This is a genomic window from Pyruvatibacter sp. (genome assembly GCF_040219635.1).
GTDB lineage: Bacteria > Pseudomonadota > Alphaproteobacteria > CGMCC-115125 > CGMCC-115125 > Pyruvatibacter.
On the sequence record NZ_JAVJSC010000003.1, the window covers coordinates 116,359 to 132,137 of the forward strand.

General features: G+C 59.6%; 14 protein-coding genes. 8 read left to right on the plus strand and 6 right to left on the minus strand.

The window, feature by feature from the left end; translation table 11 throughout:
* Positions 1-1,044, plus strand: coding sequence for an esterase-like activity of phytase family protein (locus RIB87_RS03950; RefSeq protein ID WP_350143730.1), 1,044 nt, complete (start codon positions 1-3; stop codon positions 1,042-1,044).
* Positions 1,045-1,048: 4 nt separating this feature from the next.
* On the opposite strand, the gene RIB87_RS03955 is transcribed toward RIB87_RS03950, so the two are convergent.
* Positions 1,049-1,762, minus strand: coding sequence for a hypothetical protein (locus RIB87_RS03955; RefSeq protein WP_350143732.1), 714 nt, complete (start codon positions 1,760-1,762; stop codon positions 1,049-1,051).
* A 163-nt stretch (positions 1,763-1,925) separates the two neighbouring features.
* Positions 1,926-2,228: a 50S ribosomal protein L28 gene (rpmB, locus tag RIB87_RS03960; RefSeq protein WP_350143734.1), complete on the minus strand. Its 303-nt coding sequence runs from the start codon at positions 2,226-2,228 to the stop codon at positions 1,926-1,928.
* A 214-nt stretch (positions 2,229-2,442) separates the two neighbouring features.
* Between rpmB and RIB87_RS03965 the strand changes: the two genes are divergently transcribed.
* Together RIB87_RS03965 and RIB87_RS03970 are read left to right on the plus strand one after the other, a co-directional pair.
* Positions 2,443-3,354 (plus strand): DUF3108 domain-containing protein, encoded by a 912-nt coding sequence (locus RIB87_RS03965; protein WP_350143736.1) that lies wholly within the window; start codon positions 2,443-2,445, stop codon positions 3,352-3,354.
* Between the two features lie 28 nt (positions 3,355-3,382).
* Positions 3,383-4,153 (plus strand): DUF3108 domain-containing protein, encoded by a 771-nt coding sequence (locus RIB87_RS03970; protein WP_350143738.1) that lies wholly within the window; start codon positions 3,383-3,385, stop codon positions 4,151-4,153.
* 152 nt (positions 4,154-4,305) lie between these two features.
* Here RIB87_RS03970 and RIB87_RS03975 read toward each other — a convergent pair whose 3' ends face one another.
* The gene (locus RIB87_RS03975; protein WP_350143740.1) at positions 4,306-4,437 is read right to left on the minus strand and encodes a hypothetical protein; all 132 of its coding nucleotides are present in this window, start codon (positions 4,435-4,437) and stop codon (positions 4,306-4,308) included.
* On the opposite strand from RIB87_RS03975, the gene RIB87_RS03980 reads away from it, so the two are divergent.
* A complete protein-coding gene (locus RIB87_RS03980) occupies positions 4,430-5,245 on the plus strand; it encodes a DUF3108 domain-containing protein (protein WP_350143742.1) in 816 nt (271 codons plus the stop codon). The genes RIB87_RS03975 and RIB87_RS03980 overlap by 8 nt on opposite strands.
* 126 nt (positions 5,246-5,371) lie before the next feature.
* A complete protein-coding gene (locus RIB87_RS03985) occupies positions 5,372-7,759 on the plus strand; it encodes a PAS domain-containing sensor histidine kinase (protein ID WP_350143744.1) in 2,388 nt (795 codons plus the stop codon).
* A gap of 12 nt (positions 7,760-7,771) precedes the next feature.
* On the opposite strand, the gene RIB87_RS03990 is transcribed toward RIB87_RS03985, so the two are convergent.
* The 3 genes from RIB87_RS03990 to RIB87_RS04000 all read right to left on the minus strand — a co-directional run bounded on the left by RIB87_RS03990 (position 7,772) and on the right by RIB87_RS04000 (position 10,799).
* Positions 7,772-9,067, minus strand: a complete 1,296-nt coding sequence (locus RIB87_RS03990; protein ID WP_350143746.1) for an acyl-CoA dehydrogenase family protein — start codon at positions 9,065-9,067, stop codon at positions 7,772-7,774.
* Positions 9,068-9,092: 25 nt separating this feature from the next.
* Positions 9,093-9,983: an alpha/beta fold hydrolase gene (locus RIB87_RS03995; protein ID WP_350143748.1), complete on the minus strand. Its 891-nt coding sequence runs from the start codon at positions 9,981-9,983 to the stop codon at positions 9,093-9,095.
* Positions 9,984-10,070: 87 nt separating this feature from the next.
* Positions 10,071-10,799, minus strand: coding sequence for a TetR/AcrR family transcriptional regulator (locus RIB87_RS04000; protein ID WP_350143750.1), 729 nt, complete (start codon positions 10,797-10,799; stop codon positions 10,071-10,073).
* A gap of 95 nt (positions 10,800-10,894) precedes the next feature.
* Here RIB87_RS04000 and RIB87_RS04005 point away from each other — a divergent pair, with 95 nt between their 5' ends.
* The 3 genes from RIB87_RS04005 to RIB87_RS04015 are packed head-to-tail and all read left to right on the plus strand — an operon-like array spanning position 10,895 to position 15,697.
* Complete coding sequence (locus RIB87_RS04005) at positions 10,895-12,253, plus strand: flavin-containing monooxygenase (protein ID WP_350143752.1); 1,359 nt, start codon at positions 10,895-10,897, stop codon at positions 12,251-12,253.
* A gap of 49 nt (positions 12,254-12,302) precedes the next feature.
* A complete protein-coding gene (locus tag RIB87_RS04010) occupies positions 12,303-15,299 on the plus strand; it encodes a helicase-related protein (RefSeq protein WP_350143754.1) in 2,997 nt (998 codons plus the stop codon).
* An 8-nt stretch (positions 15,300-15,307) separates the two neighbouring features.
* Entirely contained in the window at positions 15,308-15,697 is a 390-nt protein-coding gene (locus RIB87_RS04015; RefSeq protein ID WP_350143757.1) for an RNA-binding S4 domain-containing protein, read from the plus strand.
* Positions 15,698-15,779: the final 82 nt, after the last annotated feature.

The following is a 15,779-nucleotide window of genomic DNA, read 5'->3' on the forward strand; positions in this document are numbered from 1 at the left end:
ATGCGATACGCCTTTTCAGGTCTGACATCGCGCGTGGCAGGTGCAAGCCTTGTTAGCCTTCTCGCCCTGTTCGCCGTCAGCACTGACTTACAGGCGGCTACGATGTCGGACGCTGAGGCGCTGACAGTCAGCTATGCGGCCATCGAACTCAATCCGTCAAACCCTGCCGACATGCCTGCGGCACCCGGCGCACATCCGTCACCTCTCAGCTATGTCGGCGGGCTGGTGCTCTCGTCGTCAGACCCCCGGTTTGGCGGCCTTTCAGGGCTGGAGGTGAGTGACGACGGGACACGCCTCATCGCTGTGACCGACACCGGCCACTGGGTCACAGCCTCACTTTTCTATCGCGACGGCGCGCTGGCAGGCCTGAGTGATGCCACCATAGCGCCCTTGCGCGACCCCTCGAAACAATCAGTCGCGGGCAGCAAACGTCTGGGCGATGCCGAAGCGTTGACCCGTTTACCCGATGGCCGCCTTGCCGTCGCATTCGAGCGCACCCACCGGGTTTGGGCCTATGAGTTTGATACGTTGGGTGACGCTGCGCCGGCCATGCCCGTGGCCATCAGCCCGGACCTCGCCAATGCAGAAAACAACAAGGGGCTGGAAGCACTCGCAGCACTACCGGACGGCACGTTGCTGGCCGTGACAGAAGCCACCTTGACACCTCAGGGAGATATAACGGGGTGGCGTGTCGGACAAAAAGGCGCTGGCGATGTGAGCATCAAGCGCATACACCCCTTCGACCTCACCGATATGGCAGTACTGCCCTCCGGCGACCTCCTGACACTTGAGCGACGTTACAGCCCGCTTGGCGGCGTCGGCGCGCAGATGCGTATTGTGGCGGCCCAAAGCATTGATGGCGATGCGCCCCTGGACGGCCCCATCATCTACCGCTCAACAGCCGGCCAGACGGTGGACAACATGGAAGGTATCGCCGTCCGGCAGGACGAAGCCGGACGCATATTTGTGTATGTGGTCTCTGACGACAACTTCAATCCGTTGCAGCGCACACTTTTACTGATGTTTGAGTTGAAAGACCTCTAGCGACTCACGCACCGCCATAGCCTGGCGCGGGCGGAATAAGCGACCGCAGCATGTGATAGATCACCAGCATCACCAGCGTGGCGAACGTCACCACCGCAAAGTGAACGACCGCACGCTCCACGAACGTACCCGTAAGGGCAGTATCCCCCAGCGTGTGAAACAGCCCGACAAACACAGCACCGCCAATAAGCGGGGCCAGCAGCGGGGCTTTCCACCATGGCCGCCCACGGACCAGATCAAAAACAACGACAGCCACCAGCAGACCCGTCACCAGCGACAACGCCATGGCATAGGCCATGGGCTGAACAACCAGCGCTCCAATCATTTCCTCAGACAACACCACATGGGCCGCACCGTAGGCCGCATAGGCCCAGACACCACCCAGAACAGCCGCAGTCAGAACAACCGAGCCCGTGGCGACCCCGGCGCCATAGCGACGGCTGGTCAGGTTCACAATGCCGAACATCGCCAAGAGCCAGATGTGTCCCATGGTGAACCAAGGGCCGGGGTCAACGCGTGCATCAGAAAAAGACAACACTCCCAGCAGTGACACTGGCTGTGATCGCTCCACAAAGGCCATCACCGCCAGCCCGCACAACACCAGCGTGGGCACCATGATTTGCCTTAAAAATCTCAGAAAACTTGCCATTATTCCCGCCGTTTGTTCCTGAGGTCGCGTGTATTGGACTTCATCAAGCCGCCCGTCAACCATAACCATATCTGCTCTCCGAATGACCGCTGTTTCATCGGCTTTTGAAGCAGATGAATGCAGCGGTCATGCCGAACCGACAAAAGCGGACAGAATGGCGCAAGAAAAAAGGCCCGGCCCTTCATCAGGGCCGGGCCTTCATATTCATCACACGCCGCAGTCTTACAGGTTGCTAGGCACTGGCGACTTCAGGAGCGGTCTTTGATTTGGCGATTTCGCGCTTCAGGCGCTGAAGCTGCAGCGAAAGATTTTCCTCGCGCGCGGAGGCCAGAAACGGATCAAGCCCGCCCTTATGCTCAACGGACCGCAAAGCTGCTGCACTTGCACGCACCTTTACGCTCCGGCCAAGCACATCGCTGGAGAGGGTCACATTGCACAGATTCGGCAAAAAACGGCGGCGGGTCTTGTTGACCGCGTGGCTCACATTGTTGCCAGTGAGCACACCTTTGCCCGTAAGTTCGCAGCGGCGGGCCATACCCCACTCCCAGATTTCAGTTAAACGTCATTAAGAGGCGGGGATATAGGGGCCTTGAGCCCTCCACGTCAACCCCCGCAATGGTGTCTTGTCGCAGCAACTAGCCTGCTTCCGGGCCCATATGCGTTGTTCAGGCCGCATTCACCCGGCACCACCACTATGGAGCACGCCGAAGCCTCACACAGAATTGGCCCTGGCCAGCCGGAGATACACCATGACAGGCACCCACTCCCCAACCATGACCGGCCCACGGGCACGCAACGGCGGACGTGTGCCTTTGCATCTGCTGGCCGGGCTGGCCGCCTTTGCGACCCTCGGCATGGTCGGCATTGCTCTGGCGGCTCCCGCAGCGCCGACACATGATGCAACAAATATCGCCGTTGATGTGACCATGGATGCACGCTTGGGTGGTCTCAAGTTCGGGTCAATCTCGATGCAGGCAGCTTTCGGCGACACGGCCTACACCGCCCGAAGCGTGGTGCGCACGGAAGGCATAACCGACCACGTGTTCCGCCAGGTGTTTGACCTCACAGCCGCCGGTGCCCGCACACCCGACCTGATGCAGACGCAAAACTACCAGGCCCGCAACACCGACCAGGACAACATCCAGCTCATTGATGTGAACTATCTGGCAGACGCTGCGCCGCTGGTGGCGGCCGACCCGCCCTATGACAATTCAGACCGCGTGGCACCGCGCCCGACCGACCTCAAGAACACGGTGGACCCCCTGTCAGCGATGATCGTGCCAATGGCGACACCAGGGCCCGCGGCGTGCAACCGCACCATTCCGGTTTATGACGGTCGTCGGCGTTATGATTTCAAAATGACCTTCGACCGCATGTCCGACATTCAGAGCAACAAGGGTTTTTCAGGTGCTGCCGCACGCTGCGATGCCATTTTGGTGCCGGTCTCAGGCTACAAGCGCGACACCATCATGGAGATGCGCCGCGACCCGATGCCGATCACCGTCTGGCTTGGCCCGGTCGCCGATGCAAACGTTCTGGTGCCCGTGCGAATTGAAGTAGCCACGCCATTAGGCACGCTGGTTGCACACACAACCAAGTTTACCGTATCAAAACAGGCATCAGGCTCGGGTAGTTCACAGGCAGCTTTGCTTGCCAACTAGCTTTGCACCCTCACCGAACAGGCTCCCAATGCGTTATTTTGCCGTTCCAGCGCTTGCGGTCGGTGTCTCGCTGACATCGCTTTTTCCGGCCAATGCCGCCATGACCGTTGATTATGTGATGTTTGTTGGCGGTGCCAAGATTGGGACCATGTCGCTTGATGCCGACATATCACCTGATCGATACCAACTTGAAACCCGCATCAACACACTCGAAGTGGCCGGCGCGACCCAGGAAGCAACCCTGACTCTGTTTTCTGCGGGCACCCAGTCTGCCTCAAGCGTGAGCCCGCAGATATTTACCTCAGACTATGTGACCACTGACGGACAATCGAGCCAGTTGCAGATCACCTTCAACGAGCAAGGCCCGGCAAGCGTTCTGGCGCTTCCGCCGCCCGCCAATAAGCCTGGCGCGCTCTCAGACTTTCATAAAAAGGGCGCGCTTGATCCCGTCAGCGCGCTTTTGGCCCTCACCGTGCTGAGCGGTACAAATCCATGCAGCAAGGCCATTCCGGTGTTTGATGGCTGGCGGCGCTTCGACATTGCCATCAGCTACAAAGGCGAAACCACCATTGAAGCCGAAGAAGGTTATTCCGGCCCGGCACACAAATGTGAAGGGCGGTTGACGCCCGTTGCAGGCTATAGTGCAGAGGCAATGGCGCAGATGCGCAAAGAACCACAGGCTGTGGAAGTATGGCTAGCCCCGCTTGAGGCAGCCGGATTTTTAGTGCCTGTGCGTATTATTGCCCCCACCGCATTTGGGGGAGCAGTGATCCGAAGCACCGCCATTCGCGAAAACTAAGGGACGGGGCACATTGGCCCTGCCCGGCGCACGGAAGCGGTATTGTCTGCCACCCAGCGCCACAACCCGCCCGATCAGGCCAAAATCTGGCGGATAGGACGCAGCGCGAAGGCGTGAGGAGCATTTCCGGCCATGTTGACACTGCGGCACAGCTACACAAAGTCTTTGGGCATAACCCTGGCCTGCGCATTGGTTGTTGGCTCTGCGGCACTTACAAACGCAAACGCAAACGCCACCACGCCACCGGACGGCCCTGCAAGCGACAGCACAGCGCAAATGCCCACGGCAGCAATGGCCACCGCGCCGATTGAGCTTGTGTATGAGTTCTACGCCGCCGGTCTGCAACTGGCGACAATCCGCACTACCGCAACGTTCACAGGCGACAGCTACACGATTTCCAGCAAGGGTCAGTCGTCGGGCATTGCAGACACGCTGGTGCGTGCACGCTTTGAATCAGAGGTTACCGGCACACTTGAAGCGCAGGGTCCAAGGCCCCACACGTTCCGCAATTTCTCAGACACCCGCTGGGGCGTCCGCGAACTCAAAATGACCCTTGGCGAGGATGGTGTTTTTGCTGTGTCAGCAGACCCTGAACTTGAACCGGGACAGGCTGCGGCACTGAGGTCCGGGATGGCAACGGGCACGATTGATCCGCTCACTGCAACGCTCTATTCAGCGCTCAGCCCGATGGACGCAGCCTGCACAGAAAAACAAAAGGTTTTTGACGGACGCCGCGTATTTACGCTCGCTTATTCACGTCTGGGCACAGAAGTGCTGGAGCCCGGCAATGCTGCAGTGTTCGCCGGTGAAACAGTCAAGTGTCACCTGAAATATCTGCCCCTGGCCGGCCAAAGCCGCGAATGGAAACTTGAGCAGGCCCGCAACCCCACTCAGCCGATATCCATCTGGATGGCTGCCTTTGACCGTACCGGTCCCGTCGGCGGCGTTGTGCTGCCCGTGCGGATGCAAATCGCCACCGACTGGGGCACGGCCTTTGCCCATCTTCAGTCCGTCAAAATTGGTGATACGCCGATAATGCAGGCGAGCATCGACGCGGCGCAGCAGGCTGTTTCAGCCTCTCCTGCACCATAAAAACTGCAGAACAGCTTAAATAGCCCCGAATACCGCCAAATCCGCCGTTAGCCGCAGATTTACGGGTTTTGACGATACTACCTGACCGGCGCACTGCATGAGTGCTGCCCGGATCGGGAGAGTGCGGTGGCGGAACAGGCCAGACCGATAGAACTGAATGCGTTACATGCGGGGGGCGAGAAAAACGCCGCCCACGCCGCAACGGTGAAGCTCGCCCTGTTCAACCGCATCATGTGCAATCACCGCGCACTGCCGCTGCTGTTCCCGTTTATCGGCATGCTTATCATTGCGTCGCTCAACACCTCGGCAAGCAGCCAACTAACCACGCTTTGGATTGGCGCTGTCATTCTGGTATGGGCGGAGATTGCCGTATTCTCGTCGCGCTACTTTGCTGGCCGCCTCTCCACAGATCCCGACCGACTGAGCCGATCGCTGGCGCTGCGCTACCTTAACGCCAACATCATCTGGTCCAGCATGTTGCTGCTGTTCTGGCTTCCCGCAAATGAAGCACAGGATTTCTTCTTACTGCTGTTGTTCGTAGCGCATTTGTCAGTTGCCACGGCAACAACAAGCTATGAGTGGCGTGTCTATTTTGCCTGCACACTTCCGATCACTATCGCGATTTCGCTGGTAACACTACTCTCAGGCGACACGATCTTCATGTCCGTCGGTGTGCTCGTCATCATGGTCTACGGCTTTATGGTGAGTGTTGCGCGGCAGATGATTGCGCAAACCTCATCCTCTATCTGGCTGCGCCTTGAACACGACGACCTGATCCGGGATCTGGCAACGGCAAAGGCCGGGTCCGACACCGCATTGGCAGATGCAGAAGCCGCCAATGAAAGGCTGGCCCGCAGCGAGCAGCGGTTTCGCGCGCTGGTGGACAACGCGTTTGACGGTGTGATGATAGTCAGTGCCGAGGGCAACATCAGGTTCGCAACAGATGCCGTGGCCCGCATATATGGTGGCGCGCCGGAAGACCTGGCCGGGATGTCTATTCTCAGATTTGGTGTGCAGGAAGGTGCCCCCGAACTCAAAAAGATGTTGACCGAACTCAACACAAGCGCCGGCCGACGCGTACGCGTGGCCGGTTGGTCAAGGAGACTCGACGGCACAAAAATCTGGGTTGAAGCCTCAGGCCGCAACATGCTGGCCGATCCAAGCGTGCGGGGCATCGTGCTCAATGTTCGGGACGCCACCGACCGCAAGACTGCGGACGGTGAACTAAAAATGCATCTGGGCGTGCTGGAGAAACTGGCCACCGGTTCTCCCATGGATCAGGTGCTTGAAGCCCTCGCCCTGGCAATGGAAGACCTCAAACCGGAAATGCGCGCGTCAATCCTGCTGCTGGACGATGATGACAACCTGCGGATTGGCGCAGCGCCATCCCTGCCGCCAGATTATGCCGCAGCTTTTGACGGCACGCCCGCTACGCCTGCTGCAGGCCCATGCGGAACAGCCGCCACGACAGGTAACACCGTGGTTGTGACAGACGCTGAAACCGACCCCATATTCAACGATAAACGCGAGCTTGCATTGGCCGTTGGGGTGGGCGCTGTATGGTCACATCCGCTCAAGTCTCGTGACGGCAAGGTTCTGGGCGCGGTCGCGATGATATATGAAACCCCGCGCGAGCCGGCCCACAACGAGCTTGAGTTTCTCTCCGGTGCCGCGCAGCTTGCGGCAATCGCCATTGAGCGCCGCCGCGCCGAGCAGCGACTGTCGGAGGCCCTGCGTACTGCCGAGATAGCCAACCATTCCAAGAGCCAGTTTCTGGCCAATATGAGCCACGAACTGCGCACGCCACTCAACGCCATCATCGGCTTTTCGGAAATGATCCGTGAGGAGATGTTTGGGCCTGTGGGTGTACCGGAATACGCGGACTACATCCGCGATATTCACTCGAGCGGTCGTCATCTGCTTGAGCTTATCAACGACATTCTCGACATTTCAAAGATCGAGGCCGGCCAGTTTGAAATTGACGAAAGCTGGGTAGACCTGCCTGCCATCGCCCACTGGTCGAAGGAACTGATGCGCCACCGTGCTGACGAAGGCGGCGTCAAAATCGTGCTGGAAGGTCTTGATGATCTGCCGGAAATCTTTGCGGACGAACGCGGCCTCAAACAGATTTTGCTGAACCTTATGTCCAACGCCACAAAGTTCACGCCCCAGGGCGGCACCGTGACAGTGACGGCTGGTTTGGATACCGCGGGAAACCTCAACATCATGGTCGCGGACACCGGCATCGGCATCGAGCCGCATCTTATTGCCCGCGTGCTGGAGCCGTTTGGCCAGGTGGAAGGTCCGATGACCCGCAACTTCGGCGGCACCGGTCTTGGCCTGCCCATCACCAAATCACTGGCCGAGCTGCACGACGGGTCGCTGACGCTTGAAAGCGAGCCCGGCAAAGGCACTCGCGTGACAATCATGCTGCCTGCCGCACGCATAAAACAAGACGGGCCGGCTCCTGATGAGGAACCGGCCCGCTTTGATGCACAATCAACACCCTGGTAGGCAGGTGCGAGGCTATTCGGCAGCCTTTGCTACTCCGCGCTCCCGCCCGATATAGCCAAAAAGATGCCCCCCAACCTTGCGGATCTGGATTTCTTCAGCGCCTTCCGTAATCCGGTAGCGGCGGTGATGCCGGTAAATGTGTTCAAACGGCTTGTGGCGCGAGTAGCCTATGCCGCCGTGAACCTGCATCGCCGTATCTGCCGCCTGGCACACAAGCCGGTTGGCCCGGTAGTTACACATCGACACTTTGTCTGACAGATGCCGTGCAACGTCCGGCTTCGACATCTGATCCATCTGCCACGCCGTCTTGTGGACCAGTGTACGGATCAATTCACAATCAGTATGCAGTTCCACCAGCGGAAACTGAATAGCCTGATTGCTGGCAAGCGGCTTGCCAAACGGCTTGCGGTCTTTTGAATACTGAACACTTTGGTTCACGCAATATTGCGCAGCGCCAACGCTGGAGGCCGCCTGCCGAATGCGGTTTTCATGGACAAAATGCTGCGCAAGCTGAAGCCCGTGATCAATGCCGCCCAGATTGTCCGCCGCAGGCACCCATACATCCTTGAACGAGATGCGCGGGTGGTCAGTGGGCATGTTGAAGGTCCACAGATACTCTTCAATGTTCACGCCCGGCGCATCCATCGGCACGATGAAACAGGTGATGCCAACCGCTGAGCCATCGTCACCGGACGTGCGCGCAAACACGAAGTCATGCGTCGCCACATGCACACCCGTGTTCCACATCTTCATGCCGTTGATGAGATAACCGTCAACGCCGTCGCGGGTTTCAGGAACAGCGCGGGTTTCCATCCATGTGGCGTCAGAGCCGTGGTCGGGCTCCGTCAGGCCGAAGGCGACACGCACCTGGCCCTTGAGTGACCCTTCAAGGTATTTGGCCTTTTGTTCTTCCGTCCCAAAATCGCGGAACATCAGGACCGTTGGAAAATTGCCGACGATCGAACTTTCATTCTGTAGGTCGTTGTGCAAACCAAGACCTTTGGCGGCCAGGTGTTCGCGGATCACTGCCATCGCCAGATTGGTGCCATCGTGCCCGCCATATTCCTTTGGCAGTGCATAGCGCAGATGCCCCGCCTCATCGGCACGCCGACGCATTTCGCCCAGCAGCTCTTCCCACTCCTCGCGGGGCAATCCCTGATTGTCCCAGTCCGTGCGCGCATGTTCGCGGCGGTGGTCGAAGAAGCGAATGTTGTCGTCCTGCTGTTCCAGCGGCTTGATTTCCTTTTCGATGAAATCATCCAGCACGGCGAGGTAGTCGGTTATCTCTCGCGGAATCTCGAAATCCATGATGCGTGTCCTTCCTGTGTTGCTTTTATGGTGTAGCGAAAAAATCTGTCAGGGCGCGTGCTGTGTCGGCGGATTTTTCTTCCGCAACGAAATGCCCACAGTCGAGCGCTGTGCCCGTCACGTTGGGCAGCAATGGCTTCCACAGCCCGCAAATCAGATCCGTGTCTGCCCCAAAGTTGTGTGACCCCCAGATGAGCAGCGATGGACCGTCGAATGTTTGGCCCGCGGCCAGCGACTGTCTGTCGGTTTCAACGTCCAGCGTTGCACCGGCGCGATAGTCCTCGCAGGTTGCCGCAATAACCTGCGGCTTGCGAAAGGCCGCGCGGTAAGCCTCGTGGGCCGTTGTATCAAAGGTGAATCCATCCGCCGCCCATTTGGCGATGCAGTAATCCAGAAACCGGTCCGGGTCGCCTTCGATCATCTTTTCGGGAAACGGCGCGGGCTGCGCCAGAAAACCCCAATGAAAGGTACCGATCGCAAAATTGGCATTGGCCATGTCCCACATGGTCGCGGTGGGAATTATGTCGAGCAGCGCCAGCCGGGTCACCCGGTCACCGTGATCCAGCGCCAGTCTGTACGCTGCCCGCGCGCCACGATCATGGCCCGCGAGCGCAAACGTGGGGTGCCCAAGTGCGGCCATCGCGGCCACAAAATGCGGTGCCCATGCACGTTTGGAATACGCGGCATGGTCATCGCTTAAGGGCGGTGCATCACTGTTGCCGTACCCCGGAAGATCAAGGCAGATAACCCGGTGTGTTTCCGCAAGAGCAGGCGCAACCGCGTGCCACATCACATGGGTTTGCGGATAGCCGTGCAACAGCAAAAGAGGCGGTGCATCTGGCGCGCCGCCGGCAATACCGCGCAACATCGCGCCCCCTTCGCCTGCAACGGCAATCGGCTTAAAGCCCTCAAACATGACGCTTCCCGTCAAGGGCCACGCGGGGTGGCCCGGCAAGTGTTATCTTTCAACACGCACTCTAACGCGCAGACACTTGAAGGGTCACTAGGGTGTAACGGTATTTTGGCTTGAGCCCGGCAAGCCAAGACGGGCCAGCGCCATATCCACAAAGCACGCAACAATTTTGTCGCCATTTGCCACAGGCATGTCAGCCGCCATCTGCACTGCTGATCCTGAAAGATGCGTGATGAGCAGGACGTCCGGCAACAGAGCTGCTGCATCCCCACGTCCGACAACACCCACCCGCACCAGTGCTGCAACAAGCCCCTCTGCATTTTCACGACTGTCAGCCAGATTGAGCGCCGCCAGATCACGGTCGGCGGCAAGATGCGCCCAGATCTCGCGCTGCTGAGGCTGGTCGCGCATTTTCGCGTATATGCCCCAGATCACCTGAGAGATTGCATCCGCAAAGGCCTGCGGCGTGCGGGCTTCGCCTACATGGTGCTCCAGGTCACTGCGCAAATCGGCCAAAAACCGATCTGTCAGCGCCCGCAACAAGGCCTGCGGCGTGGGAATGTATTGATACAGCGACCCGATGGAGACCCCCGCCCGCAGCGCCACTTCACTCATGGTGAGACGCGCCATGCCCTGCACGGCCACCACCTGTTCGGCGGCGTCCAGAATGGCCTCCATCCGCGCCCTGCTGCGCGCCTGTTTTGGACGACGCGGCGTGAGCGCCTCACGTGAAGGGGTGATCGCTTTGCCGCGCCGGGTAGAGTCGGCAGAGTGGGCAGAGTGGGCAGAGTGGGCAGAGTGGGCAGAGTGGGCAGGCATCAGTTTCTCCGATCAGCGAGATGGCTGAGTTGACTTATACCAAAAATATGAGACACCCTCATATTCAATCTTGTCCTGTTGAGGCATCACACCCCATGAATGACGCGACCACCTGCATCATTGGCGCTGGACCCGGCGGGCTGGCCGCCGCCCGCGCCCTCAAACGATATGGCGTGCCGTATGAGCAGTTCGAGCGTCATAGTGATCTGGGTGGCCTATGGGACAAAAACAATCCGGGTACGCCGCTTTATGACAGTGCTCATTTCATTTCATCCAAAACGCAATCAGCGTTCACTGACTGTCCAATGCCGGACGATTTTCCAGATTACCCCTCAGGCACACAGATTCTCAGCTACATCCACCACTTTGCAAACAGATATGGTTTGAAAGAAGGCATACACTTCAATACCGCTGTGCAAATTGCCGCACCCAATGACGACGGCAGTTGGCGCGTGACGCTGGATACGGGCGTCACAAAGACCTTCGCCAACCTCATTGTTGCCACTGGCACCAACTGGTCGCCCAACCGGCCGGACTATTCAGGCACATTCAACGGCACCGCCATTCACGCTGTCGACTACAGCAGCGCAGACCAGTTCCGCGGTAAACGCGTCATGGTCGTAGGTGCGGGAAACTCAGGCTGCGATATTGCCTGCGACGCGGCCATTCACGCCGACAAGGCATTCATCAGTGTACGGCGCGGCTATCACTTCATTCCCAAACATGTTTTCGGAATGCCCGCTGACGTCTTTGCCCATGGTGGGCCCAAACTGCCGATGCCTGTTCAGCAGTGGGTGATGGGCAAAATGCTGCGTCTGCTGGTCGGCGATGTCACCCGCTACGGCCTGCCCCAACCTGATCACAAGGTATTTGAAAGCCATCCGATCGTGAACTCGGAACTCCTCCACCACCTGTCTCACGGCAACATCACCGCAAAGGGCGACATTGCCCATTTTGAGGGCACCGAGGTGGTGTTCAAGGACAACAGCCGCGAACAGTTGGACATGATCGTCTATGCCACAGGCTACAACTATGACATGCCGTATCTGGCAGAGGGTGCCGTGCCCTTCAGGGCCGGGCGACCTGATCTGTATCTCACCGTGTTTGGCCGCGACCTGCCGGGCTTCTTTGCCATGGGCTTTGAGGAGACCAACTCCGGCGGCTATTTCCTGTATGACGAAATGGCCAACTGCATCGCCAACGCCATTCAGGATCGCACGCGCGCCCCTGAGAGGGCACAGCGCTTTCAGGCCGAAACCAGAACCAGTCCTGACCTCTCCGGCGGCATCCGCTTCATCGAAAGTCCGCGCCACGCCAACTATGTGGACAGCCCCACATTCCAGGCAGCTCTCAGGAAACTGGCAAAGCGCTATCGCTGGACGCCGGTGGATGAGGCTTCCTTCGCCGCCATGCGCGTAGCCGACCATACGCCCTCACAAAAGCGGGCTGCCTGACAACACCACAGTTGCGCAAAAATCCCCGACGGGTGATTGTGCGCGCGCAATGGCGCGACGTTTCCTCACTCCTGATACCCGCCCCACCCGATCAATGCAGCGCATTGACGAAGACGCGCGCGTGTGGGCTGTGCTCGGCCCCACCAACACCGGCAAGACCCACCTCGCCATTGAACGAATGCTGGGCCATGAAACCGGCATGATCGGCCTGCCGCTGCGGCTGCTCGCCCGCGAGGTCTATGACAAGGTCAAACGCAGCGTTGGCCCCGCCAATGTGGCGCTGGTGACAGGCGAGGAAAAAATCGTCCCCGACAATCCGCGCTACTGGGTGACAACCGTTGAATCCATGCCCCTCAGTGTCGAGGTCGATTTTGTCGCCATCGACGAAGTGCAACTGGCCGCAGACCCCGAACGTGGCCACGTTTTTACCCATCGGCTGATGCATATGCGCGGCGCTCTGGAAACAATGTTTTTAGGGTCGGATACCATCAAGGCCCGCATCCGTGACCTGGTGAAAGGCTGTCGGTTCGAGGACCGCCCGCGCTTCTCCGAGCTGTCTTACGCAGGCGCCAAGAAAATCACCCGCCTGCCGCGCCGTTCAGCGGTCGTCGCATTCTCCTCGGAACAGGTTTACGCCATCGCCGAGTTGATCCGCCGCCATCGCGGTGGCGCCGCCGTCGTGATGGGAGCCCTCAGTCCACGCACCCGCAACGCGCAGGTTGCGCTCTACCAGTCCGGCGACGTGGATTTTATCGTGGCAACGGACGCCATAGGCATGGGCCTCAACATGGATGTGGACCATGTGGCGTTTGCCAACCTTGAAAAATATGACGGCCAGCGCCATCGCCCTCTTAGCGCTGCTGAAATAGCCCAGATCGCAGGCCGCGCCGGGCGCTACCTGGACAATGGCACCTTCGGCGTCACCGGGCAGGCGTCACCGCTGGACGCCGAGCAGGTTGCGGAAATAGAAGACCACCGGTTTGAGCCCCTGCGCACGCTGATGTGGCGCAACACCGATCTTGATATGCGCTCCGTGGACACATTGTTTGCAAGCCTTGACGTGCCGCCACCGGCACGCGGCCTGATGCGCACGCGCCACGCCACCGATGTGGCCGCACTCGCCCTGATGGTGCGCGACCAACGCGTTGCGCCGCTGGCGCATGGCGAAGAGGCTGTGACCCGCCTGTGGGACGTGGCGCAGGTGCCTGACTTCCGCAAGGTCATGATTGATGAGCACGCAAACCTGCTGGCCAACATCTATAACCACCTGATGTGCCCGGACGGGGCCTCGCCGGGACGCATTCCCGAGGACTGGTTTTCCACACAGACCAAACGCACCGACCGCACCGATGGCGACATTGACACCCTGGCATCGCGGCTGGCGCATATACGCACCTGGACATATGTGGCAAACCGGCCTCACTGGCTGGCCGACCCTGCGTATTGGCAGGAGGCCACGCGCGCAATAGAAGATAGATTGTCAGATGCATTGCATGCCCGGCTTACTCAGCAATTCATCGACAGACGAACAAGTGTGCTGCTCAAGCGGATGCAGCAAAGCGAGGATTTGATGACGGCAGTAAATGCAGACGGCGAAGTTCTGGTGGAAGGCGAGTTCGTCGGCCGCCTGTCTGGGCTCGTCTTTGTGCCGGACCCGCGCGCGGAAGGCGTGGACGGCAAGGCGTTGCGGGCAGCCTCCGACAAAGCCGTGACGGCCGAAATAGAAGAACGCGCCAAACGCCTCACCGCTGCCGCCGACGATGCCTTCGAGATTACCGAGCATGGTCGCATAATGTGGGAAAATGCTGTGGTCGGTCGCATAGTTGCCGGCACCGATCGCCTCTCGCCCGCAACCGACATCATCACGGGTGAGGAACTGGACGCCACCGCGCGCATGGCCGTCATCCAGCGCATGGACACCTGGCTCAAGGCGCATATCGCCAAAAATCTTGAGCCGTTGGTGAAGCTGCGCGATGCCGAGGACGTAACCGGCCTCGCCCGCGGCGTTGCCTTCCGTCTGGTAGAGGCACTGGGTGCCATTCGCCGTGACGAAGCCGCCGACGACATAACCGCGCTCGCCCAGCCTGACCGGAGCATGTTGCGCAAATACGGCGTTCGCTTTGGCGCGTTCTCCATATTTATGCCCGCGCTGCTCAAGCCCGCACCGGCACATCTTATTTTGCTGCTGCACGCAACCCATGCAGCACAGGGGGGCGCAATCGAACTGCCCGCACCACCTGCACCGGGGCTTACGTCTGCTGCTGTTGAGCCCAATGTGCCGGATTTCTTCTACCCGGCTCTGGGTTTCCGCGTCTGCGGCCCGCGCGCCGTGCGCCTTGACATGCTCGAACGGCTGGCCGATGCCATCCGCCCGAAAATCTCCGCCCGGGCCCAGTTGGGAAACGGCTATGGCGGCGCGGGCTTTGAGGCAGATGCAGACCTGATGTCACTTGTTGGCTGTTCAGGCGACGCCTTCGATGGTCTTCTGGCATCACTGGGCTTCCGCCCGCAAACCCTCCGGGTACGGAAGATGCCTGTCGCGCAGGCCCAACCCGCCAGCGCGCCCGCGCCTGATATTACGGTGATCGCAACGCCCGTTTCTGCTGCAGATACATCACCAGCCCCTGCAGAAACGGCACCTACGGAAACGGCACCTGTGGAAACGGCACGTGAACCTGCACAGACGGAATTGGCACCTGAGCCTGTGCAGGCGTCGGAACCTGGATCTGACGCCGGCACACCAGTGACCGAGACCCCTGTACAGGACGTGCCCGCCGACGACGACATGGAAGAAATCGTGTTGTGGCGTCCGGCACGCAAAACACCGCCGCCGCGCAGACGTGCTCCTGCGCGGGCAAAAACATCCAACGCCAGTCAGGATGAAAAATCCGGCGCAGGCAAACCCCGCTCACGCCCGGCGAAAGGTCGCAAACCCAACAAGGGTGCCAAGGCAGATACAGCACCTGCCAAACCCAAGCGACCCGAAAAACCTGTCGACCCTGACAGCCCATTTGCCGTGCTGAGCCAACTCAAAACCAAGACCTGACCGCGCGCGTGCCCGACCACACCGAGAACACACCCCGCCAGCGCATCGACCGGTGGCTGTGGTGCGCCCGATTTTTCAAAACGCGCTCCTCTGCGGCCAAGTTTGTGTCAACGGGTCGATTGCGGGTGAACGGCACCCGCATCACCAAAGCCTCACATATTGTCAAACCCCATGATGTGCTTACCTTCCCGCTAACCAACCGCATTCGCGTGGTCGAAGTTCTGACCTTTGTGGAAAAGCGCGGATCCGCAATCGTCGCGGCCGCGCTGTTTGACGATCAAAGTCCACCCCCGCCGACGCCCGAAGACCGCACGGCGGCATCCCGCAATCCGGCCCCTGCTTCAGCGCCGGACGGTCGGGACCGTGCCCGCATCAGGGCCCTAAAATCAAAAAGCTGAAAGCAGGAGATTGACGCAGGGGCAAGCCGCTGCAGGCCCCGTGTTGCGGCATAGTCCCCTTGCACATTTTGGGGGTATGCAG

Bases quoted from the DNA above. Each gene is read 5' to 3' on its own strand.
- RIB87_RS03965 (WP_350143736.1), top strand. From the start codon at position 2,443: ATGACAGGCACCCACTCCCCAACCATGACCGGCCCACGGGCACGCAAC.
- RIB87_RS03990 (WP_350143746.1), bottom strand. From the start codon at position 9,067: ATGGATTTCGAGATTCCGCGAGAGATAACCGACTACCTCGCCGTGCTG.
- RIB87_RS04005 (WP_350143752.1), top strand. From the start codon at position 10,895: ATGAATGACGCGACCACCTGCATCATTGGCGCTGGACCCGGCGGGCTG.
- RIB87_RS04000 (WP_350143750.1), bottom strand. From the start codon at position 10,799: ATGCCTGCCCACTCTGCCCACTCTGCCCACTCTGCCCACTCTGCCCAC.
- RIB87_RS03995 (WP_350143748.1), bottom strand. From the start codon at position 9,983: ATGTTTGAGGGCTTTAAGCCGATTGCCGTTGCAGGCGAAGGGGGCGCG.
- rpmB (WP_350143734.1), bottom strand. From the start codon at position 2,228: ATGGCCCGCCGCTGCGAACTTACGGGCAAAGGTGTGCTCACTGGCAAC.
- RIB87_RS03950 (WP_350143730.1), top strand. From the start codon at position 1: ATGCGATACGCCTTTTCAGGTCTGACATCGCGCGTGGCAGGTGCAAGC.
- RIB87_RS03980 (WP_350143742.1), top strand. From the start codon at position 4,430: ATGCCCACGGCAGCAATGGCCACCGCGCCGATTGAGCTTGTGTATGAG.
- RIB87_RS04010 (WP_350143754.1), top strand. From the start codon at position 12,303: ATGGCGCGACGTTTCCTCACTCCTGATACCCGCCCCACCCGATCAATG.
- RIB87_RS03970 (WP_350143738.1), top strand. From the start codon at position 3,383: ATGCGTTATTTTGCCGTTCCAGCGCTTGCGGTCGGTGTCTCGCTGACA.
- RIB87_RS03955 (WP_350143732.1), bottom strand. From the start codon at position 1,762: ATGGTTATGGTTGACGGGCGGCTTGATGAAGTCCAATACACGCGACCT.